Origin of the sequence: Bacillus sp. TH13 (assembly GCF_016651175.1) — a bacterium.
Classification (GTDB): domain Bacteria; phylum Bacillota; class Bacilli; order Bacillales; family Bacillaceae_G; genus Bacillus_A; species Bacillus_A thuringiensis_S.
This window is the reverse complement of sequence record NZ_JAEKEJ010000025.1, coordinates 4,029,916-4,051,554: the sequence shown is the minus strand read 5'-3', so window position 1 is coordinate 4,051,554 and position 21,639 is coordinate 4,029,916. Positions and strand designations below refer to the sequence as shown.

The following is a 21,639-nucleotide window of genomic DNA, read 5'->3' as shown; positions in this document are numbered from 1 at the left end:
TGCACCTCCACCAATGAATATACAGGTGGTTTGTTACAGGAATGTGGCAAAAAATAATAGAGCTAGCATTTTGCTAGCTCTATTTGGAGTATTAAATGGTGATATGAACAACTATAACTCGCTTAGAAGATATGTAATACAGTAACTACGTTTTTTCTCAACAATTATGAAACTAAGCAAATCAAAATTTTAACAAGCATTCTTCAACTGAAAAAATAAGTGTATACAATGTATCCTAAAAGTAGTACTAAAATGATTATTCCTGTACCTTTCCAATTCATACCGCCTGCTATATCAACTGGACTACCTGTTTCCGCTCTATTGAGTCCGTCATGTAAAGAACCCGTAGGATTACTTTTTAATTCACTTTGTCTCATACGCTCTCTTTTTTCTTCTGGTGACTCTTTATTCATTTAATCACCTCCAAAATGAATGCACTCTTTACTTACATTATTCAAAATCAACATTTGTTTTATATTTTTTTCCGAAAAAACCTAATTTAAAATAGGTTTGCAACGTAAAGAAAGCTAGCCATGCCAGCTTTCTTTACGTTCCAATATGCTCTTCCTTATTTACAATAATACCTTTATGGTCGATTTCAAGCTCACATACTTTCATATCTGTAAATACTCTCGCTAATTGCTCAGCGACTTCTTGACGTTTCTCATATGGCGTTAATATAAAAATAGATGGTCCCGCACCGCTAAGTGCTGTGCCGTACGCACCAAATTCTTTTGCGCATTTACGAATAGATGGTAATAACGGTACGAGTTCTAAACGATATGGCTCGTGAAAATGGTCTCTCTCCATCATTTCACCTACAACTTCCCACCGCTTTTGACATAATGCAGCTACTAATACGTTACTTATCGCACTAGCTTTAACTGCCTCATGAAACGGAAACATCTTTGGTAATACAGATCGACTTTCATCTGTATTTAATTCTTCATTCGGAATGAGAGAAATTACACCTAATTCCTTGCTCTCAATTCTTACGACGGAAACATCCTTTCCATCAAGTGCTCCAATTACAGTTCCACCTAGTATAGAAGCAGCAACATTATCAGGATGTCCTTCAAAATTTGTAGCAATTTGAACTTTTTGATCAGCAGTTAAGTTCAAATTGCCTAGTTGATTCGCAAGCTCTATCCCAGCTACAATCGCTGATGCACTACTTCCTAGCCCTCTTGTTAATGGGATATTACTAGTAACTTCTATTATATGGGGTGATATAGAAGGACATACTTTACATGCCGTGCTAACGATTAAATTTTTATCGTCTGTCGGAATTGATTCTTCAAAGGAATGGATTACTTGCCATTTATCAGCTTTTTCTTTAACCACCACATCTAAATACAATGACAAAGCTATTCCAACTGAATCAAATCCAGGACCAACATTCGCCGTACTAGCAGGGACACGAACGCTAAATGGTATCACGACATAATCACCCCTTTAATATGCTCTTTAATTTGTTCTATATCATTTGAAACATTTGCAATATCTAATGTATTAGAAGAAATTGCGATATCAGGATCTTTCAAGCCATTTCCAGTTAAAACCGCAACAACCGTTTCTCCTTTTTTGATTTTTCCAGATTGAACATGTTTAATTACGCCAGCTAATGAAGCATTTGATCCCGGTTCAGCGAAAACTCCTTCAGTTTTTGCCAATAACCTATACGCATGTAATATTTCTTCATCTGATACCATATCTATTTCACCGTGAGACTGCTCAGCAGCCTCTACTGCGTATGACCAACTTGCCGGGTTACCGATACGAATCGCAGTTGCAATTGTTTCAGGTTCTTCAATTACATGCCCTTTTACAATTGCAGCTGCTCCTTCTGCTTCAAAACCATGAATTCTTGGCTTCTTATAACCTTTTTCTTTCTCATATTCACAGAAACCTTTCCAATATGCTGTAATATTTCCTGCGTTCCCAACAGGGATAGCTAGAACATCTGGTGCATTTTGCAATTGGTCACAAATTTCAAATGCTGCCGTTTTTTGCCCTTCAATTCGATAAGGATTTACTGAGTTTACTAACGTAATCGGCTCTTCTGCAGCAATATTTCTTACAGCCTTAAGTGCATCATCGAAATTCCCTTCTATTGAAATAATTTCAGCTCCATAGGCAACTGCTTGCGCTAATTTTCCATGTGCAATCTTTCCTTCTGGTATTACGATAATACATTTCATCCCAAGACGTGCCGCATATGCTGCAGCTGATGCTGATGTATTACCTGTTGATGCACAAATGATTGCTTCTGAACCTTCTTCTTTCGCCTTAGCAACTGCCATGACCATACCACGATCTTTAAAAGAACCTGTCGGATTCGCTCCTTCGTACTTACCATATAGCTGAATCCCTAATTGTTTTGATATATTTAATAACGGAATAAGTGGTGTGTTTCCTTCCATTAAGCTGACATCAGGTGTATTTTCATTCACTGGTAAATAAGAAGCATACTGTTTTAATAGTCCTTTATACATATTGTTTTTCCTCCTCAATAATGTAGTAACTGTTTATTTCACTTGCGACAGCTTCTATCGCTTCTAAAACTCGTTCGAATTGATACTTGGAAGTTCGATGTGTAACAACAACGACTTCTGCCAGTTCACGGTTTAAAGGTAATTGAATAACCTCTTTTAAACTTACAGAATAATTAACGAAACATTCTGTTATTTCCCGCAACATCCCAGGCTCATCTCGTAATGAAATGCGTAAGAAATATTTCGAAACTACTTCTTCATCACCTTGTAATTCATAAGGAACTGGTTCTTTTAACGCACTTTTATTTTTCGGAACTTGATTCATATTTTTAACGATTGAAATAATATCACTTACTACAGCAGAACCAGTCGGTAACTTTCCAGCTCCGGGTCCATAAAACATTACTTCTCCTACCGCTTGGCCATGGACATACACCGCATTAAATTCATTATTCACATTTGATAATGGATGCTGGCTCGGTAAAAGCGTCGGTTCTACACTTAAATGAATGGCTGGTCCTTGTTTTTCAGCCTTACCAATTAACTTCATAGTAAATCCTAACTTTTCAGCCATTTGTAAATCTTCTTTTTCGACCTTTCGAATCCCTCTTACTTGCACATCATCTAATGAAACATTCATCGAAAAACCTAAGTTTGCAAGAATTGCTACCTTTCTCGCCGCATCTAGTCCATCTACATCTGCTGTCGGATCCGATTCTGCAAAGCCTAATTTTTGTGCTTCCTGTAAAGCCTCTTCATAAGACCATCCATTTTGACTCATTTTTGTTAACATATAATTTGTTGTACCATTTACAATTCCCATTATTTTTTCAATTTGATCTGATGCTAGCCCATCAGTTAGTCCTCTTAACACTGGAATACCGCCCGCTACACTCGCTTCGTAACATAAATCACAATCATTATCGTTCGCCAGTTGAAGAAGCTCTGCACCATATACAGCCATTAAATCTTTATTTGCTGTTACGACATGTTTTTTATTTCGTAAAGCCTTAACAATATGCTGTTTTGCTTCTTCAATTCCTCCCATTACCTCTACTACAATATCAATATTTGAATCATTTAGAACTTCATCTGCATGACTTGTTACTGCAATTCCGTCAATACAAACATCGCGTTCTTTTTCCAAATCACGTACAACGACTGTTTTCACTTTCACTTCGTATCCTGTATCAAGAGCGATTTTTTTATAATGTTCTTTCAAAATATGGACAACACCACTTCCGACCGTACCTAAACCTAATACCCCAACATTTATAACGTTATTCATCTTCTAATCTCCTCCTAAAAGTTTAATTGTTACACCTATAAATCACCTTACTCTGCTTTTTTGTCATGCAGGTGGTGGTTATTTCCGTACTTTTAAATCGTTTCATATTACCGCACCTCCCTTCAAAGTAATAAAAAAACACACTCATCCCTAGGAAAGGGACGAATGTGTTTTCGTGGTTCCACCCTTGTTCCAATCTAGACAGACGTATCTCCTTCTAGATTGCTCAAGTTCAGATAACGGCTGATACCGTCAATAATTACTAGATTACTCGTTCACTATTGAAGTTCAAAGGTGGTAAAATCATTTCTCGTGTTAGGAAGCTCACACCCTTGGCTTCCCTCTCTGTAAACCGTAAAAATGATTTCTTGTCCTTATCGTTACTTTTTCGTTCATGTTTATTTGTTAACTCATTATACTCGCATAAAAAACAAAATCAATAATATTTTTTAATTATTTTAAATTTTCAATCTCTAAGGTCGTAAAAAAACACACTCATCCCTAGGAAAGGGACGAATGTGTTTTCGTGGTTCCACCCTTGTTCCAATCTAGACAGACGTATCTCCTTCTAGATTGCTCAAGTTCAGATAACGGCTGATACCGTCAATAATTACTAGATTACTCGTTCACTATTGAAGTTCAAAGGTGGTAAAATCATTTCTCGTGTTAGGAAGCTCACACCCTTGACTTCCCTCTCTGTAAACCGTAAAAATGATTTCGTGTCCTTATCATTACTTTTTCGTTCATGTCTATTTGTTAACTTATTATAATTATCAACTTTTGAAAAAGCAAGCCTATTTTTACTAACTATTTTCAAGAATTTTTTTATTATATTTTACAATAGCATTATGCAACTGCCACTCAATTTACCTATTTTGTTATTTCTCCAGTTAATAAATCAACGGTTCATATATAAAGTGAAACTTTAATCAGTGGGGATTTTGTTCATCCCCACTGATTATTAGTTGAGCCAATCGGGCTTTTACGAGCAGTTAATCCCCACCTAACTTCTTTGCTTTCGCTGAATTTTGAGGTGGGGGTCTTACTGCCCGTTAATGCGGGATAAATTCCCCATTCTAAACCCCGTACATATCCGCTCTACAAAACTATATCAATAAAATTTTTAATACAATCTTTTTGTATAACTTTCTTCTAAAGAACGTGCAACATCTTCTTCTGAAGTATTCACTTTCGCATGCTCCAGCAACATTTTTGCTGCTGAAGGTAACTCTTTTTTATTTAACCAAGATTCTGATTCCCACATCTTAGAACGAATAAACGCTTTTGCACAATGAATGTAACACTCTTCTATTTCAACAACAATTCCAAGTAACGGATTGCGTCCATTCGCCTGCATTTCTTTCAAAATTTCTTCGTCGTTTGTAATATACGCTCGGCCATTTATTCTGAGTGTCTCCCCAAGACCTGGAATAAAAAAGATTAGTCCTACACGTGGATTTGAAATAATATTCAAAATGGAGTCTATACGACGATTTCCTGGTCTTTCTGGAATGATAATTTTATTATTATTGAGTACGTATACAAATCCAGGTGCGTCTCCTCTCGGCGAGGCGTCACACTCCCCCAACTTATTTGCAGTAGATAATACTAGAAAAGGAGATTTAGAAAGGAAATCTACACAATGGTGGTCTAATGATGAAATAACTTTTTTCAATGCTCGCTCACTTGGTTTCCCCAATATTTTCCGTAACTCTTCCTCTGTTGAAATAATCGATTTTATTTCCATACGCTCTATCTCCACTTATAATCGCCCCTTTTTCTTTATTTTCCCAAAATTCAATACGAATATTGTATAATAAAATTTGCAGAAAGGGGAATTAAAATGACAGAGTGGTTAACAATATTTGATTCTGAAAGAAATACACTTGGGAAGAAATTACGCGATGAAGTGCATCGTGACGGTGATTGGCACGAAACATTTCATTGTTGGTTTGTAGAAAAAGATGCTAAAGATATATTCTTATATTTCCAATTACGCTCTAAAAATAAAAAAGAAGCTCCATGTATATGGGATATTACTTCAGCTGGACATATTATGCATGATGAAGATGTACAAATTGGTGGTCTTCGTGAAATCGAAGAAGAATTGGGGCTTTCCTTTCAAACTACTGATTTAGTATACAAAGGAATCTTTAAAATAGATTATGAAATTTCAAATCTTACTGATCGTGAATTTTGTCATATGTATTTTCACAATGTCATCAATCCACTTCCATTCGCACCAGGTGAAGAAGTAGACGATGTGATGAAAGTACATGCAACTTCTTTTCTACAACTATTAAATGGTGAGATTTCATCTTTTACAGCTATTTCTGTTTTAAACAATAAACCAATTACAATAACATTTGAAGATATTTATCCGTATGATCTTGCATACTATGAATTTGTTATAGAGAAAGGAAAAGAATTATTAAAAAATAATAGTTTATAAATAAAATAGGACTCTTAGCATAATATTGCGTAGAGTCCTATTTTTTATTATTGTTCAAGTATCTTTAATTTATTCTCTACTTGTATAAATAAACGAATAATTAATAACAGCATAACCACCATAATCGCTATTATTGTATGTGGATATCTAAACAGTATACTAATAACACTTCCAATTAACATCATGATGAATCCGTTTTGCTTCATCACTTCTGCACTATACCTGTTACCCGCATCCCATAATTCCTTATTTTTCATAGATCGTTTCGTACGATAACCATATGCCGCATTAATATCGTTCGGTGGATTTTTTTGAAGAATAATTGCCGCAAGTATAAAAATAATACCAATCAATATGCTTATTCCTATGTTTACTAGTGCATCAATCAATTATATCCCCCCTAACTTACACTTTCATTATACGACATAACCCTTATTTCTCCAATTTATAACACATTCACTTTCTTTCTTTTGATGTCTGGAACATACTTGGAAGTGTTACAAAATGTGCCCCTTTCGTTTTTAACTGCGGAATGATTTTGTCTAGTGCATCTACAGATCCTTGTAAATGCCCACCTGGTGTTGAATGTTGGAGGATGACACTTCCAGGAAATGAATTCCCTAACACATTATTTGTAATCGTATCAGCACTCACACCTTTCCAATCAACCGTATCAACACTCCACTGTACAATCATAAAATTTTGCTCTGTCGCCCATTTTAATTGATCTTCAAGTATTTCACCGTATGGCGGACGTATAAACTTCGGTGCATAACCAGCTAAACGATTTAATATTTCTTCCGTTTTTATAATTTGATTACGGTACTCATCCTCATTTACTTTCGCCAAATTCGGATGACTATACGTATGATTACCAATTACATGCCCTTCATTTGCAATACGCTTTACTACGTTCGGAAATTTTTCTGCGTTTTCACCAAGTAAGAAAAAAGTAGCTTTTACATTATGTTGTTTTAACTTATCTAATATTTTTGGCGTGAATTCTGAATCTGGTCCATCATCAAATGTAAGAGCTACTTCCGCTTTATTATACGGTCCTGAAAATGCGTACGCATATTTTTCAACCCATGAAAATGGTGTCCACGATCCACGATTATCTGCTTTCATTTGTACTTCATAGCTTTGAGGGATATATGCGTATGGCAATGCGCTTATATATTCTCCATAATAAAGTGAGTTATATGGCATATAAGCATACGAAACATCTCGTTCTAGTCCCCATTGAAATGGAACGAACATTTCTGACGAATAAAAATAATACATGATAAAAAACCTCCCTAAATTTTCATATGTGATTCATCAGCACTTTGTTAGAGAAATCGTTATTCATGTACAAAAATAAGACTGTCCATAATTAGGACAGTCTTACCACTATGCAATATTAATAAATCGATGTACTATCTTTCGGCAAAGCTTTCACATGCTTTAAATAGCTCGTCACTTTTTCATCATCACCTTGCGGATATTGATATCCATATGTTTTAGCAATTTCATTCGCCACTGCCCTAAATAAATCACCCATGACAAAAAATGACTCCCAAACATTTTCATAGTCGGCATTTGAAAATGTTTGTTTAAATTGCTCCCACATATCTTCTTCAACATATTGCTCGAAATGTTTTCCAAACTTCCCTGCATTAACTGTAAAGTCTGTTTTCATACCAATATGCCATTCTAGCATTATGATTAACATATCTCGCACTGGTCCTTCAAGCATTCCTTTCACATAAGAAAGTTCCTCTCTCCATAATCCTTTTGCCACATTTGTACTACACCACCAAAACTCATTACAGCAATCTAAAAACTCTTTTTCTGTAGGTTTTTTTATTAAGTAATCCTTATCGCTTGCTGGCGGGAATTCTTCCAGACAATTATCTTTATCAAGAAGCAGTTTACTTAAACTATCTTGTCCAACGAACTTTTTTATTAACTCAACTGGAACTAGCGTTAAATCAATCCGATTCCCATCCATGAACTGCATTAAATACGGAAACTTCCCATCTTCATCTGGTTGAACTAACGACATTTCTTCTGGCATTTGTACTATCATTATTTCTCCAAATCTATGAACCCAATTATGATTAGACATAAAAGATTGTATATCATTTACAACATACATAATATCATAGTCTTGAAAACAATCTTTTTTCACATTTGGATTTACACGCGATCCATTCATGATAACTGCTCGAATTCTTCCATCCTCTTTTGCTGTATTTATAATTACGTCTAACATTTCTTTTTCAGTTCTCATCTACTTATAAGCCTCCAATTTTTTAATATATAATATAATGCTATGTATACTGGAGGTCCACGAGCTAATCTCGTTATACACGATACATGTTATAGTTTTTGAAACTTCTTTTTCATCCCTTTTTCCTCCTTACATCACTCTTTTACAACTGCCATCACAAACCCATCGTATCCCTTACTTCCTACAGTTTGAAGCGCTGTGGCACTAACACGTGGCTCAGCAGCTATTAATTCATAGAAACGGCGTATTCCTTGTACACGAGGATCGCTACTAGTATTGTCAATAACTTCTCCTTCACGTACTACGTTATCTCCAATAATTACAGTACCCGGGCGTGATAGTTTCAGTGCCCATTCAAAATAAGCAGGATTATTTTGTTTATCAGCATCTATGAAAATAAAATCAAAAGGTTCATACTTCTCATTTTTTATTTGTTGTAAAGAATCTAACGCTAATCCTGTTCGTATTTCAATTTTATCATTCAAATTAGCACGTTCAATATTGCTACGTGCAATTTCTGCATGTTTTTCATTTGCTTCCAATGTAACAACTTGACCTCCAGATGGTAAGCCCCTTGCAATCCATATCGTGCTATATCCGCCTAGAGTGCCAATTTCCAAAATGTTTCGAGCTCCTTGAATTTGTACTAATAGTTGCAAAAACTTCCCTTGCGTTGGCGATACGTCATGTGCCGGTAAATTAGCTGCAGCATTCGCTTGAAGGACCCTTTCTAATGTAGAATCTTTCGGTATTAATACATCACTCACATATTGATCAACAGCCGTCCATTTCTCAATTGTACTCATGTAAATACCACCCCTTTCAATTTCCCAATGCTTTCTTCCATTCACTTTTAATTATACCGAAAATTCTGTCTCGAATACAAAAAATAAAGAAGGGACATCTACCCCTTACAGAATAGATATCCCTTCTTTTAAATATAAATTTAATTCCTATGGATTAGTAGACCAAAGCCCAGCAGATTTAATAAATGTACGTTTATTTAATTTCAGCTGCGCTACGATAAATTCTGCAATATCTTCTGCTTGCATTACTTTATCTGGGTTTCCATCAGTTAACCCTAAATCTACAGCCATATCAGTTGCTACTGTACTTGGAGTTAAAGCTGTTACACGAATGTTATGTTTGCGAACTTCCATCGCTAACGATTCTGTTAAGCCAAGGACACCAAATTTAGAAGCACTATATGCACTTGTTACAGGTGCACCTTTTTGTCCTGCTGTAGATGAAATGTTAATGATATCACCAGATTGTTGTTCAATCATGCTCGGTAAAGCTGCACGAGTTGCATAGTATACACCCATTAAGTTTACTTGAATGATTTTTTCCCAATCAGCAACGTCTAGTTCTAAAAACTTACCGAATTTAGAAATACCAGCGTTATTAATTAAAATATCGATAGATCCTAAACCATTTTTTAACGTTTCAATCGCAGTTGTTACTTCTTCGTATGATGAAACATCAGCAGTTGCAATAACAGCTTTTACACCTTCTGCTTCTACTTCTTTCGCTACAGCTTTTAAGTTTTCTTCTGAACGAGCTAATAAGCCTACATTTACGCCTTCTTTCGCTAATGCGATTGCTACAGCGCGACCAATTCCTCTACCCGCTCCTGTAATTAAAGCATTTTTACCTTGTAATAATTCTGCCAAGTATAACACTCCTTAATCATCTCAGTTATGTATTATATTAAAATTGTATCTATGTTTATGTAAAAAGGCAATGATGCACTTTCATGTGCGTAGGTTACTTGTAGGTAACTATAGAAAGTTTTTATTTATAAGTTTCATGTTTTTACCATTATTATTCATGTAAAATAAAAACAAATCCAGCATAGGAGAGTGTATGTGTATGAAAAGAAAAAAATGGGTCTTGTTACTAACTGCAGTTGGACTATTTATCATATTGTTTACACTGTACTTTATATTTGGTAATCCACTAAATTATAAAGTAATAGAAAAAGATACTAGCGATTATCTCCATATTAAAAAAGGTTATAAGCAAGAAGAAATACAAAACATAACCGGAAAATATACTCCCCTTTATAATATTGGCTATTATGCAACAGTAGTATATAAAGACGAACCATATTTTACATACTCTTATACATACGATGATAATAAAAAAATAATACAAGACAACGGTATTTTAGGAAGACACACTGAGTCATTTGAACATCTTAATTTAAACTGGTCGTTGTTTGACCAGTTAGTAGATGGTATTCATACAAACTTGCAAGGAAGAGGTTTTAGAGAAAAGAAAGATTATTCTATACGACACGTTCAATTCATTGATATAGATGGCGATAAAAACGGTGCGGAAGCATACGTTGACTTTAAGAAAGATAAAGAATCCGATTACTCATATCGTATGAATAGCGAAGGAAAAGCTTATCAATATAATTGCAGTAACGGTAAATGCATTTTTAAAGAGAAATAGTGTTAGAAGGCTCTCCTTCTAACACTATTTCTCTTCATGATTCGGCATACGCACAATAAATTCAGTACCTTTTCCTTCCTCACTCTCAACTTTTATTTCCCCATGATGAAGATCGAGTACTTTTTTTACAATAGCTAAACCTAAGCCACTTCCTCCATAGGCACGATTTCGTGAAGAATCCGCTTTATAAAAACGCTCAAAAATATGTTGTTTCTGTTCTTCAGATATACCAATTCCTGAATCACGGATACGCACTTCCACTACTGTTTCATGTTCCTTTAACTGAATAATAATCGTACCACCGCTTGGAGTAAATTTAATACTATTATGAATTAAATTAATCCACACTTGACTCATACTTTCTTGGTCAGCAATAACATGTACTTTTTCTAAATCTAGTTCTAACTCAATTTCTTTTTCAGCCCAGAGTGGTTCACTATTTAACACAATTTGCTTTAACTGCTGATCTAATCGATAACTCACTCTTTCTGGTATATACTCTTCTGATTCTAAAAGAGTTAACTTCAATAAGTTTTGACTTAGTTTAGATAATCTCGTTGTTTCAGTTTCAATAATGGTAAGATAATGCTTTCTTTTTTCCTCAGAAAGATTATCGTCTTGTAGTGCTCTAGCAAATCCTTTTATAGAAGTTAATGGTGACTGTATTTCATGAGAAACATTCGATACAAATTCTTGTCTCATTTTCTCCATCGTATTCAGTTCATCTGTCATATCATTTATACTTTTTACGAGCACGCCAATTTCTCCATCATACTTTTCTTCATTTCGTATTTTTACGGAGAAATCTCCTTTTGCAATTTTTTGTATTGGTTCAATAATAGTCCAAATCATTGCCTCTCGTTTTGGCCTCATTAATATTCCAATTAATGTCCAAATAAGAATAATAAATACAAAACCGACCATATCACTAATTAGAAAGGCAACAAACGGCGATACGTTTACGTCAAAAGCATTCAATATACTAGTTGCTACATAAAATGCGATAGACCAAATGATAGTAAGAAAAGAAAAGAGCGCTAATACCGCTCCAAATACTTTCAGCATCTTCAACTTACTCATCCGTTTTCTTTTTCTCATTTACTTACCTCTAAGCGATACCCTAATCCTCTTATTGTTTTAATACTAAATTTCGACTGCTCTTCTTGAAACTTCTCACGTAACCGATTAATATGAACGTCTAGTGTACGTTCATTCCCTTCAAAATCATATCCCCATATTTCTTCAATTAATTGCTCTCTCGAACAAGTTCTTCCCGATTTAGACCCTAAAGTAAAGAGCAGCTCAAATTCTTTTAACGGTAACGTAACCGTTTGTTCTCCAGATATAACTTCGAATGTTTTACGATTTAATAATACATTTCCAACTTGAATCGATTGTGAAACTGTAATTTGGTAACGTTTCAATAATGCCTTTACTCTCACTACTAGTTCTATAGGGTCAAATGGCTTTACAAGATAATCATCTGTCCCAAGGTGAAATCCTTTTACTTTTTGTGATGTTTCCCCTTTGGCAGTTAGCATCAGAACCGGGATATCATAGTATTTTCTTAATTCAAAACATACATCAAATCCATCCATATTTGGCATCATGATATCAAGAATAACCATATCGACTTTTACGTCATCCATTTTCTGAAGTGCATCTACTCCATCTATTGCCTCATATGTTTGAAAACCTTCTCGTTCTAAAAATACAGAAACGAGTTCTCTAATGTGTGGATCGTCGTCTACTATTAAAATTTTAGGTATCAAAGGAACCATTTCCTTTCTACTTAGCATCTAATATATTTTATAATGCACCCTCTTTAATTTTCAATTGTTGCGTTGCAAACTCACGATACATATCATGCGTCTGTAATAATTCATCATGCGTACCACTACCTGTAAGATTCCCTTTTTCAATAAAGACAATTTTATCTGCATCTACAACAGTAGAAAGTCTATGCGCAATCACTAACGTTGTTCTGCCTTTCATTAAGTTATTTAACGCTTTTTGAACGACAGACTCAGATTTACTATCTAAGCTTGAAGTCGCCTCATCTAGCATAAGAATTTGCGGATTTCGAAGTAACGCTCGGGCAATGGCAATTCGCTGTCTTTGTCCCCCAGAAAGCTTCACACCGCGTTCTCCAACTTCTGTTGCATAACCGTTTGGTAAGTCATGAATAAATGCATCAACATATGCCATTGATGCTACTTTTTCAATTTCTTCATCCGTTACTTCGCCCTCAACACCGTAACAAATATTATCACGAATCGTTCCATCGATTAACGGACTATCTTGTGATACGTAACCGATTTGACGTCGCCATGACTGTAATGAATAACTCGTAATTGATTCTTTTCCTAATTTAATAGCACCACTAGTTGGCTCATAAAAACGTTCCAGTAATGAGAATAACGTTGTTTTCCCACTACCACTTGGTCCTACAATCGCTGTCACTTTTCCAGATTCAATTGTGAAATCAATATTTTTCAAAACTTGCTCTTCTTCGTTATACTCAAAATGTACATTTTCAAGAACGATCGGCTGCTTAGCATTTGTCACTTTCACACCAGTTTCATGATCTTCTACTTCATATTCTAAAATCATACTAATTCTTTCCGTTGCACCAATTGCCTTTTGGAATTGTGTAAAGAACATAGATAATTGACTCATCGGCATTATAATTTGAACTAAATACAAAATAAACGCTACAAGTTCACCAGTTGTTAATGCACCGCTAGAAACTCGCATCCCGCCATACCCTACGATAATAACAAGTAGTGCCATTAAAACAAACGACATAACTGGCGAAATTAATGCTTGCACTTTTCCTTCTTTCAAACCAAATTGTAATAACTTTTGTATACCTGTATTACCCGTTTCATATTCTCTTTTTTCTGTATTTGAAGATTTCACTAAACGAATTTCTGATAACACTTGCGTTAACACACTTGTAAAAGATGCTGTTTCATCTTGAAGTGCTTTTGAAATCTTATACATTTTTCGCCCCAGTGGAACTAAAATTAATACAGACAACGGAATAACCGTTAAAAGTAACGCAGTCATTTTCCAATCTAAAACAAATAATACAATTAACGATCCAACAATTGAAATACCACCTGTTAATAAGTTTGACAAATGCTCAGAAATTAACGTTTTCACAACACCTGTATCATTCGTCATACGGCTAATCGTATCACCTGTTCTATTTTGATCGTAATAAGATACCGGCAAAATAAGTACCTTTTTCCACAAACGTTCTCTTAGTCCCGCTACAATCTTCTGACCGATGTAATTTAGTAAATATATAGATAACCCTGCCGCAATAGTTTGCATTACAAAGAAAGCAACTAACCCAACAATTTGTCCTGTACTAATTGAAGAAAGCGAAAAATTATCTACTAATCCTTTTGTTAGCATGGGAATAAATAAACTCGCTCCCGTAGAAAGCAAACTCATTAATAATGCAAAAACTAAAATTCCTTTCGGAGGATTTGTATCTTGAATAAGGCGTAAAAACTGCCTCCAACTCCCTTTTTCTTCATTTCATTTCTAACTTCCATTCCTGTTCATCTCCTCGTGTTAAACAAAACTGTTCTTTCTAAAATTAGAATACGATACAAATGTAAACTGAATGTAAACACACTTTTTCTATTTTTACAAAATATACATAAAAACTCATCTTTACAACAGATATAAATATCTGATATTATTACCTGGTACTTAATATTATTCTATGTAAATTATAGATAAATAATTTACAACACGATATAAATCTCCAGTTAGTGAAAGGAGTATCCTTTTTGCAAACAAATATACATTCTGAAAAGGAAACAATTATTTTTATTCATGGATTAGTTGGCAATCGTCGTGCCTTCAAAAAGGAACAAAAACGATTTTCTGCCTCCTACAACATTATAACTTATGACCTATTAGGTCACGGTGATGATAAAGGAGAAGCAATCGACTTTTCATTACAGCGCCTCGTAGATCAATTATTAAACTTATATGAACAAGAAGGTATTAAAAAAGCTCATATTTGTGCGCTAAGTTACGGCTGTTACATCTCTACAATTTTTGCACAAATGCATCCAGAAAAAGTATTAAGTATTTGTCATATTGGAGGACATTACAATAACCCTTCTCGCTTATATAACGTATTCCAAAATTTTTGGGAGAAGCGAGGAGATGAATACTCTAAATGGCTCTCTCAATACGCAAATACTATTTTTCCAAGTGGTATACTAAAAGCAAATCCGTTCGCAGTCATTTCAAGAAATATTTACTACCGTTTCGGATTACAATTACATTCATCCATAATTGCCCAGTCATTACGACATCGGTTAGAATTCGATTTAAAATCTAAATTAAAATCACTTCCTCACCCTATACTATGGGTAATGGGAGAGCATGATCATCTCTATAAATCTTGTCTATTTGATTTGAAATCTATTTTGCCTAACGTTCTATATAAGGAAATACCTTTAGCAGGACATGCAGCTAACTTATTTCGTCCTAACTATTTCCATGACTTATATGATCGATTTTTAAATGGAAATTTAAAATAAAAACTACTAAACTTTCAATTCATTCAACTATAAAAAGGCTTCCCAAGTTTCCTTGGAAAGCCTTTTCTCTATACGAAAAGTATATAAAACTACTTTCTTAGTATGCTTTTGTGTAACCTAATAGGTGCTTGCTCCAGTAAGAGTTACTTACAGAACTAATACGTACACCAGTTGCATCTGTTTCTGCACTAATGAACTGACCGTTTCCTAAGTAAACACCCATGTGAGAAGGACCTGATTTATAAGTATTTTGGAAGTATACTAAATCACCTGGTTGTGGATTGCTAGTTTTTGTTTTAGAGCTCCAGTATCCAGCAACTGTTTGACGAGCGCCTTTATGACCAGTTTGATTTAATACGTAGTGAATGAATCCACTGCAGTCAAAACCAGCAGGTGTTGTACCAGCAGTTCTGTATGGTGAACCATTTAAAGATCTAGCGAATCCAGCGATTGAAGATGTATCTCCACCTGTTGTTGGTTTTTGTACGTCTTTACCTGGTTGTTGAACGTTATTTGTAACGTTATTGTTATTGTTATTTGTAACGTTATTTACTCCGCCTTTTACAAACTTAACGAAGTCTGCACTTACGTAACCTGTGCGGCCGTTATGGTTAATTTTGTACCAACCATTTTCAGCACCAGTAACGTTTAGTACTTTACCATTTGTTACTCCACCGATTACAGCGTTGTATGTAGCTGGGCCTGTACGTACTTTTAAAGCACCAGTGTTAACAACATAAGAACCACCAGTTTGAACTGTTGTAGTATTGTTGTTTGTAGTTGGTTGTTGTGTTTCGTTAGATACAGCGGAACCACCTTTTGTTACGAAGTCTTTGCTTACGTATCCAGTTCCACCATTGAAGTTGATTTTAAACCAATCTTGTACTTCACCTACAACTTGTACTGTTTTACCTTTATTTACAGAACCTAATACTGTATGAGATGTACTTGGGCCTGTACGTACGTTAAGTGAAGAAACGTTTACTGTGTAAGTGCCTGTTCCTTGTTGAACAGTCGTTCCTGTTTTGCCACCAGTCGTTACGAAGTCACCACTTACATAACCTGTTTGACCATTTACGTTTACTTTGAACCAACCATTTTCTTGTCCAACTACTTGTAGCACTTGGCCTGATTTTACTTTAGAAATAACGTTATGTCCTGTACCAGCACCTGAACGAACATTTAATACATCAGCAGTTACTGTGTATTTTAATTCAGAAGTTGTTTCTACAGTTTTTGTTTCAGTTACAGTCGTTTGAGTTTGAGTTTGTCCATTAATTTCTTTTAGCGCTTCATTTGAAACTTGTGCATGAGCAGAATCCATTCCTGGAACTGCAACGCCAGCTACAGAAGCTGCTGCTAAACCTGCAATTACTTTTTTCATAAGTTGTCTTTACTTCCTTTCCCTACTATCCTCTTAAAAAAACTTAAAACTTTAATACTTTACAATATTATCAAAGTAAAATATTCATCCAGTTCCATTTTTTAGCAAGAGTTTTATTTTTCACACAGAGTTCATTTTAAATGAACAAAGTGAAATCCGTGTGAACTTCATGTGAACTTTATCATTAAATATAGTGTTTTTGCAATGGTTTTTTCAAATTTCTTATATATCGCATGAAAATTCGACATTTCATTTAATATTTTAATATAAAATATCCCTTTTCTATCTATTACAAAAAATTCTATTAACCTAATACAAACTACATTATGTATTTCCTTATAAAGCTCCTTACATGAAGTATACTTTCATCATGACAAAAATCACTCTATTTATCAATAGTATAATATTTTTAGAAAACTAATTTTCTATACTATCTACAATTTTGAAATAATTTGACGAATTGTAAGATTTATTTTATAAAAACCATTTCTCCTTTAAAGAAAACACACACTATACCAATTGTTCTCTTTTTCTGATTATAGAATTTATAGGATAACCATAGTATTATATACATATCCTAATAAAAAGAGGAGGCATATTTGCGAGACATATAATAGATGATCCTATACAAAAAAATATAGAGCTGTACTATGCTTTTATTCAATTCGTTTCAATGATAACATTACAAAAAGTATCAAGCTGTTGAAACACGTAAAGATGAATTGAAAAATCAGATAAAAAATGAAGGACAAAAAAACCCTTATTACTTATAAAAAAAGGTGAACAGGTTATATTCCTGTTCACCTTTTATCAAATTATTTATAAATTTTCACACGGTTTTCTAACGGTTGGAATTCTTTTTCACCAGCATGTACTACCGGTTTACCAAATGGCATTTGCGCAGTGAGTTTCCAATTCCCTGGAACATCCCACTCTTTTCTCACTTCTTCATCAATTAGCGGATTGTAATGCTGTAACGTAGCACCAAACCCTTCAATTTCTAAAGCTGTCCAAATTGCAAATTGTAACATTCCTGATGATTGCTGAGACCAAGTTGGAAAATTATCTTTATATAATGCAAAGTTTGCTTGAAGGCCTTCCACTACTTCACTGTCTTCAAAATATAAAACCGTTCCATAACCACTTTTAAATGCATTCATTTTTTCTTCAGTAGGTGCAAAGTTATTTTCAGGTACAATTTTTCTTAACGTTTCTTTCGTAATATCCCATAATTTATCATGTTGTTCTCCTAATAAAACAACAACACGAGCACTTTGAGAATTAAAAGCTGAAGGTGTATGTTTTACAGCATGATAAATCACTTCTTGAATTTTCTCATCAGAAACTACTTGCTCTTTACTAATTGCATAAATAGATCTTCTGTCTTCAATTGCTGAGTAAAAATCTTTTGCCATCATAATTCCCTCCAATTTTCAATTGAGGCTATTTCATATGTATATATCATATTACGCCCCTCAAACTTATTATTAATAAGTTCATAACTTTATAATATCACAGCAACAAATAAAGTGAAACTTTAATCAGCGGGGCTTTTGCGGGATAAACTCAAATGATAACACTTGTATTTAGACTCTTTTTCCTTTTTAAAATGAAAATAAAAAAGACTGTTTGTTGTTATCTAAAATTAGTAACAACAAACAGCCTTACTTATGTAGCGATCTAGATTGGTATTTTACTTACTTAATTAACTAATCCAAATGCATACGACATTAACTTATTCGTCTCTGTAAAACGTTTTGTTTTACTTGATGTCCCCATGACCACTGTAATAATTCGATTATCACCTTGCTTTGCAGTCCCAGTAAAACAGTATCCTGCGCTATCTGTAAATCCTGTTTTTAATCCGTCCATTCCTTCTATATATGAACTTTTATTATTTTTGTTTAACATGTCGTTTGTGCTTATAACATTAATATTATTAAATGCTAACTGACTTTGACGTAAGTGAGTCACTTCTAATATTTCCGGATAATCTTTTATAAGATGGTACGCCAATTGTGCTACATCAGCAGCCGTCATTTTTGTTTCACTTCCATCCGGCTCTTGTAATCCAGAAGCATTTGCAAATTTAGCATGTTCCGACATTTTTAACTGTTTCGCTTTTGCATTCATAAGCTGAACGAAATCTTTCTCCGTTTTTGCCATATGTTCTGCTAAAGCTACAGCTGAATTATTAGCTGATTCAATCATTAATGCATGGTATAAATCATTAACAGTTAATGTGTCATTAACTTGTACTGGGATTCTTGCTCCCTCTGTCTGTGCCGCCTTCACACTCATTTTCACTGGATCTTCCCAGCGAACTTTCCCATTATGTATACTCTCTAATAGAAGATACGCCGTCATCATCTTAGACATACTAGCTGGTGCAAAAGCTTCATTTTCATTATATTGATAAATAATATCTCCATCACTCGCATCGATAATCATAGCTGCTTTTGCATCAATTTTTGGTGGAATATACTTTGGCGGGACTGCTTTTTCAGTAAATCCTGCTTTAGGTAATTCTGCCACTTGCAGGGGTTGTCCCTCTACATTTGTGGCACTCTTTTGAGTACCTTGGAATAAGAACCAACATATCCCTAAAACAATGACTAATAGGACAGTCATCCTTCCCCATTTTAACCGATTCATTTCAAAACTCCTTTAGCAAACCTTTTATACACTCACATTTAACCTTAACAACAATTCCTTTATAGAGTCAAGGCAAAAAGTATATTTATTCATATACAGCAATTATTATTTCAATTTGTTTATGTTAAACTTAAAATGCTGAAATATAAGAATATTCAATGACAAAGTTCGTAAATAAACTATTTAATAGAAGGGATTCATACAAATGCTACTTCCAAAATCATTAAAATACAGCGACACAATTGGGATCTACTCCCCTTCTTCACCAATAACCTACAATTCTCCAAAAAGATTTGAACGAGCAAAATCTTACTTACAACAGAAAGGGTTTCATATATTAGAAGGTTCATTAACAGGTCGATATGATTTTTATCGTTCTGGTAGTATACAAGAGCGCGCTGAGGAACTAAATGCCTTGATAAGAAATCCTAATATTTCTTGTATTATGTCAACAATTGGTGGGATGAATTCAAATTCACTATTACCTTATATTGATTATGATGCTTTTCTAAAGAACCCTAAAATAATGATTGGGTATTCAGATGCAACTGCTTTATTACTAGGAATTTACGCCAAAACAGGAATCCCTACATTTTATGGACCAGCTCTCGTCCCTTCCTTTGGCGAATTTGAACCTTTTGTTGATTGCACATACAAATATTTTGCTGAAACTTTACTACATGATCAATCTCTTCCTTATCATATAAAACAACCGTTATTTTGGTCAGATGAATTTATTAATTGGGAAGAAAAGACGAAGGAGAAAGAATTTCGTCCAAACAATTGGATTTCAGTAATTGATGGAAAAGCTACTGGGCGTATTATTGGCGGGAATTTAAACACGATACAAGGAATTTTTGGTAGCCCCTATATGCCACATATTCAAGAAGGCGACATTCTCTTTATTGAGGACAGTTCAAAAGATGCAGCTACTATTGAAAGAAGCTTTTCATTACTTAAAATTAACGGTGTATTCGATAAAATTTCAGGTATCATTCTTGGAAAACACGAGCAATTTGATGATTGTGGTACCAATCGAAAACCTTTTGAAATACTGTTAGAAGTGCTTCAAAATCAAAGAATTCCTTTTCTAGCTGACTTCGATTGTTGTCATACACATCCAATGATTACTATACCTATCGGTGTTCAAGTAGAGTTGGATGCAACAAATAAAACGATACATATTGTAGAACCTTGGAAAAAATGAATGCATGGCTTCTATTGTTTTACGATAAAAGCCATGATACTATATACTTTGGAATGTGAAAGATTAAACAAAATACGTTCCAATATCTATCATTAGAAAAATTAGGTATAAATATATATTTATATGCAAAAGAGAGTGAATAAATGAAACCAACTATTAAAAATTATGTATTTTTACATGTAGCTTTTTTGATATATTCTATCATTATGGTTTACATGAAATGGGCAGCTCAATTTCCAATTGCTTCAATCTCATTTTTTATTGCTTATTTCGGACTAGTTGTACTTTTATTCGGATATGCAATTTTATGGCAACAAGTAATTAAACATTTCGAAATTTCAAAAGCATATTCACATCGCGGGATTATTATACTATGGTCAATGCTTTGGTCAGTATTTCTATTTGGAGATACGATTCAGTGGAATCATTTACTTGGTGCAGCTATTATTATCATCGGAATTGTGGTGGTGACAAAAGATGAATAGTTATATGTTATTATTTATTTCCGGGATAATTTTAGCTAATTACTCACAAATATTATTAAAAAAAGCTACTTTACAACAATACGATTCTAGAATAAAAGAATATATGAATCCTTATGTTATTATCGGCTACTCTTTATTTGTACTTAACGCTGGATTAAATGTAATTGCCATGAAGGGCATGGAATTAAAACAAGCATCAGCATTAGAATCCTTAAGTTATATCATCATATTAATTTTCGGTTGGTATTTCCTAGGGGAAAAAATAACGAAACGTAAACTCATCGGTAACATGATTATTATCGTTGGTGTAATCGTTTATTGTATCCAATAGTAAAAAGCTCCGTTTATCACAAACGGAGCTTTT

At 34.2% G+C, this 21,639-nt stretch carries 21 protein-coding genes, 2 pseudogenes and 2 other annotated features; of the genes and pseudogenes, 7 read left to right on the top strand and 16 right to left on the bottom strand.

Going from position 1 to position 21,639, the window contains the following annotated elements:
- Positions 1-203: 203 nt before the first annotated feature.
- From JFU02_RS29305 to JFU02_RS29285, 5 genes are all read right to left on the bottom strand, one after another.
- A complete protein-coding gene (locus JFU02_RS29305; protein ID WP_001031479.1) occupies positions 204-413 on the bottom strand; it encodes a DUF6366 family protein in 210 nt (69 codons plus the stop codon).
- 133 nt (positions 414-546) lie between these two features.
- Complete coding sequence (gene thrB / locus JFU02_RS29300; RefSeq protein WP_000612101.1) at positions 547-1,440, bottom strand: homoserine kinase; 894 nt, start codon at positions 1,438-1,440, stop codon at positions 547-549.
- Positions 1,437-2,495, bottom strand: coding sequence for a threonine synthase (thrC, locus tag JFU02_RS29295; protein ID WP_000276436.1), 1,059 nt, complete (start codon positions 2,493-2,495; stop codon positions 1,437-1,439). Before thrC ends, thrB begins: the two co-directional genes overlap by 4 nt.
- Positions 2,488-3,783 (bottom strand): homoserine dehydrogenase, encoded by a 1,296-nt coding sequence (locus JFU02_RS29290; RefSeq protein WP_098285891.1) that lies wholly within the window; start codon positions 3,781-3,783, stop codon positions 2,488-2,490. Before JFU02_RS29290 ends, thrC begins: the two co-directional genes overlap by 8 nt.
- Positions 3,784-3,937: 154 nt before the next feature.
- Positions 3,938-4,173: a binding site (T-box leader), on the bottom strand.
- Positions 4,174-4,288: 115 nt separating this feature from the next.
- Positions 4,289-4,524 (bottom strand) — a binding site (T-box leader).
- Between the two features lie 382 nt (positions 4,525-4,906).
- Positions 4,907-5,545, bottom strand: a complete 639-nt coding sequence (locus JFU02_RS29285; protein WP_000402133.1) for a pyridoxamine 5'-phosphate oxidase family protein — start codon at positions 5,543-5,545, stop codon at positions 4,907-4,909.
- An 81-nt stretch (positions 5,546-5,626) separates the two neighbouring features.
- On the opposite strand from JFU02_RS29285, the gene JFU02_RS29280 reads away from it, so the two are divergent.
- Positions 5,627-6,235 carry an NUDIX hydrolase gene (locus JFU02_RS29280; protein WP_000141377.1) on the top strand — a complete coding sequence of 203 codons (609 nt, stop codon included), beginning with the start codon at positions 5,627-5,629 and terminating at the stop codon, positions 6,233-6,235.
- Positions 6,236-6,282: 47 nt separating this feature from the next.
- On the opposite strand, the gene JFU02_RS29275 is transcribed toward JFU02_RS29280, so the two are convergent.
- The 5 genes from JFU02_RS29275 to JFU02_RS29255 all read right to left on the bottom strand — a co-directional run bounded on the left by JFU02_RS29275 (position 6,283) and on the right by JFU02_RS29255 (position 10,183).
- Positions 6,283-6,624, bottom strand: a complete 342-nt coding sequence (locus JFU02_RS29275) for an SdpI family protein (protein ID WP_086407340.1) — start codon at positions 6,622-6,624, stop codon at positions 6,283-6,285.
- 67 nt (positions 6,625-6,691) lie between these two features.
- On the bottom strand, positions 6,692-7,519 hold the full coding sequence (locus JFU02_RS29270) for a peptidoglycan-N-acetylglucosamine deacetylase (protein WP_061667448.1): 828 nt from the start codon (positions 7,517-7,519) through the stop codon (positions 6,692-6,694).
- Between the two features lie 118 nt (positions 7,520-7,637).
- The gene (locus JFU02_RS29265; protein WP_086407339.1) at positions 7,638-8,510 is read right to left on the bottom strand and encodes an aminoglycoside 6-adenylyltransferase; all 873 of its coding nucleotides are present in this window, start codon (positions 8,508-8,510) and stop codon (positions 7,638-7,640) included.
- Between the two features lie 134 nt (positions 8,511-8,644).
- Positions 8,645-9,316 carry an O-methyltransferase gene (locus JFU02_RS29260; protein WP_098285419.1) on the bottom strand — a complete coding sequence of 224 codons (672 nt, stop codon included), beginning with the start codon at positions 9,314-9,316 and terminating at the stop codon, positions 8,645-8,647.
- Between the two features lie 147 nt (positions 9,317-9,463).
- Positions 9,464-10,183: a 3-ketoacyl-ACP reductase gene (locus JFU02_RS29255; protein ID WP_000818985.1), complete on the bottom strand. Its 720-nt coding sequence runs from the start codon at positions 10,181-10,183 to the stop codon at positions 9,464-9,466.
- A gap of 199 nt (positions 10,184-10,382) precedes the next feature.
- On the opposite strand from JFU02_RS29255, the gene JFU02_RS29250 reads away from it, so the two are divergent.
- A complete protein-coding gene (locus JFU02_RS29250) occupies positions 10,383-10,970 on the top strand; it encodes a DUF3139 domain-containing protein (RefSeq protein WP_140337978.1) in 588 nt (195 codons plus the stop codon).
- Positions 10,971-10,994: 24 nt separating this feature from the next.
- Here the strand turns inward: JFU02_RS29250 and hitS are convergent, their stop codons facing one another.
- The 3 genes and pseudogenes from hitS to JFU02_RS29235 form a co-directional block, all read right to left on the bottom strand.
- The gene (hitS, locus tag JFU02_RS29245) at positions 10,995-12,068 is read right to left on the bottom strand and encodes an envelope stress sensor histidine kinase HitS (protein ID WP_001231617.1); all 1,074 of its coding nucleotides are present in this window, start codon (positions 12,066-12,068) and stop codon (positions 10,995-10,997) included.
- Entirely contained in the window at positions 12,065-12,742 is a 678-nt protein-coding gene (gene hitR / locus JFU02_RS29240; RefSeq protein ID WP_000612412.1) for an envelope stress response regulator transcription factor HitR, read from the bottom strand. Before hitR ends, hitS begins: the two co-directional genes overlap by 4 nt.
- Before the next feature lie 37 nt (positions 12,743-12,779).
- Positions 12,780-14,539: pseudogene (locus tag JFU02_RS29235) on the bottom strand (ABC transporter ATP-binding protein).
- A gap of 240 nt (positions 14,540-14,779) precedes the next feature.
- On the opposite strand from JFU02_RS29235, the gene JFU02_RS29230 reads away from it, so the two are divergent.
- Entirely contained in the window at positions 14,780-15,544 is a 765-nt protein-coding gene (locus tag JFU02_RS29230; protein WP_001194307.1) for an alpha/beta fold hydrolase, read from the top strand.
- 97 nt (positions 15,545-15,641) lie between these two features.
- Here the strand turns inward: JFU02_RS29230 and entFM are convergent, their stop codons facing one another.
- Positions 15,642-16,928: an enterotoxin EntFM gene (gene entFM, locus JFU02_RS29225; RefSeq protein ID WP_071730992.1), complete on the bottom strand. Its 1,287-nt coding sequence runs from the start codon at positions 16,926-16,928 to the stop codon at positions 15,642-15,644.
- 595 nt (positions 16,929-17,523) lie between these two features.
- Here entFM and JFU02_RS29220 point away from each other — a divergent pair.
- Positions 17,524-17,701: pseudogene (locus JFU02_RS29220) on the top strand (DNA mismatch repair protein MutT).
- A gap of 42 nt (positions 17,702-17,743) precedes the next feature.
- Here the strand turns inward: JFU02_RS29220 and JFU02_RS29215 are convergent.
- A complete protein-coding gene (locus JFU02_RS29215; protein WP_103945424.1) occupies positions 17,744-18,346 on the bottom strand; it encodes a nitroreductase family protein in 603 nt (200 codons plus the stop codon).
- 283 nt (positions 18,347-18,629) lie between these two features.
- Positions 18,630-19,583, bottom strand: coding sequence for a D-alanyl-D-alanine carboxypeptidase family protein (locus JFU02_RS29210; protein WP_061667445.1), 954 nt, complete (start codon positions 19,581-19,583; stop codon positions 18,630-18,632).
- A gap of 205 nt (positions 19,584-19,788) precedes the next feature.
- Between JFU02_RS29210 and JFU02_RS29205 the strand changes: the two genes are divergently transcribed.
- From JFU02_RS29205 to JFU02_RS29195, 3 genes are all read left to right on the top strand, one after another.
- Positions 19,789-20,790, top strand: a complete 1,002-nt coding sequence (locus JFU02_RS29205) for a S66 family peptidase (RefSeq protein WP_098013438.1) — start codon at positions 19,789-19,791, stop codon at positions 20,788-20,790.
- A 143-nt stretch (positions 20,791-20,933) separates the two neighbouring features.
- Positions 20,934-21,275 (top strand): EamA family transporter, encoded by a 342-nt coding sequence (locus JFU02_RS29200; protein WP_000805127.1) that lies wholly within the window; start codon positions 20,934-20,936, stop codon positions 21,273-21,275.
- Complete coding sequence (locus JFU02_RS29195) at positions 21,268-21,606, top strand: EamA family transporter (protein WP_061667443.1); 339 nt, start codon at positions 21,268-21,270, stop codon at positions 21,604-21,606. Before JFU02_RS29200 ends, JFU02_RS29195 begins: the two co-directional genes overlap by 8 nt.
- Positions 21,607-21,639 lie beyond the last annotated feature (33 nt).

Coding starts and splice junctions, on each gene's coding strand:
- JFU02_RS29305 (WP_001031479.1), bottom strand. CDS start 413: ATGAATAAAGAGTCACCAGAAGAAAAAAGAGAGCGTATGAGACAAAGT.
- thrC (WP_000276436.1), bottom strand. CDS start 2,495: ATGTATAAAGGACTATTAAAACAGTATGCTTCTTATTTACCAGTGAAT.
- JFU02_RS29290 (WP_098285891.1), bottom strand. CDS start 3,783: ATGAATAACGTTATAAATGTTGGGGTATTAGGTTTAGGTACGGTCGGA.
- JFU02_RS29280 (WP_000141377.1), top strand. CDS start 5,627: ATGACAGAGTGGTTAACAATATTTGATTCTGAAAGAAATACACTTGGG.
- JFU02_RS29270 (WP_061667448.1), bottom strand. CDS start 7,519: ATGTATTATTTTTATTCGTCAGAAATGTTCGTTCCATTTCAATGGGGA.
- JFU02_RS29265 (WP_086407339.1), bottom strand. CDS start 8,510: ATGAGAACTGAAAAAGAAATGTTAGACGTAATTATAAATACAGCAAAA.
- JFU02_RS29260 (WP_098285419.1), bottom strand. CDS start 9,316: ATGAGTACAATTGAGAAATGGACGGCTGTTGATCAATATGTGAGTGAT.
- JFU02_RS29250 (WP_140337978.1), top strand. CDS start 10,383: ATGAAAAGAAAAAAATGGGTCTTGTTACTAACTGCAGTTGGACTATTT.
- hitS (WP_001231617.1), bottom strand. CDS start 12,068: ATGAGAAAAAGAAAACGGATGAGTAAGTTGAAGATGCTGAAAGTATTT.
- entFM (WP_071730992.1), bottom strand. CDS start 16,928: ATGAAAAAAGTAATTGCAGGTTTAGCAGCAGCTTCTGTAGCTGGCGTT.
- JFU02_RS29215 (WP_103945424.1), bottom strand. CDS start 18,346: ATGATGGCAAAAGATTTTTACTCAGCAATTGAAGACAGAAGATCTATT.
- JFU02_RS29210 (WP_061667445.1), bottom strand. CDS start 19,583: ATGAATCGGTTAAAATGGGGAAGGATGACTGTCCTATTAGTCATTGTT.
- JFU02_RS29205 (WP_098013438.1), top strand. CDS start 19,789: ATGCTACTTCCAAAATCATTAAAATACAGCGACACAATTGGGATCTAC.
- JFU02_RS29200 (WP_000805127.1), top strand. CDS start 20,934: ATGAAACCAACTATTAAAAATTATGTATTTTTACATGTAGCTTTTTTG.
- JFU02_RS29195 (WP_061667443.1), top strand. CDS start 21,268: ATGAATAGTTATATGTTATTATTTATTTCCGGGATAATTTTAGCTAAT.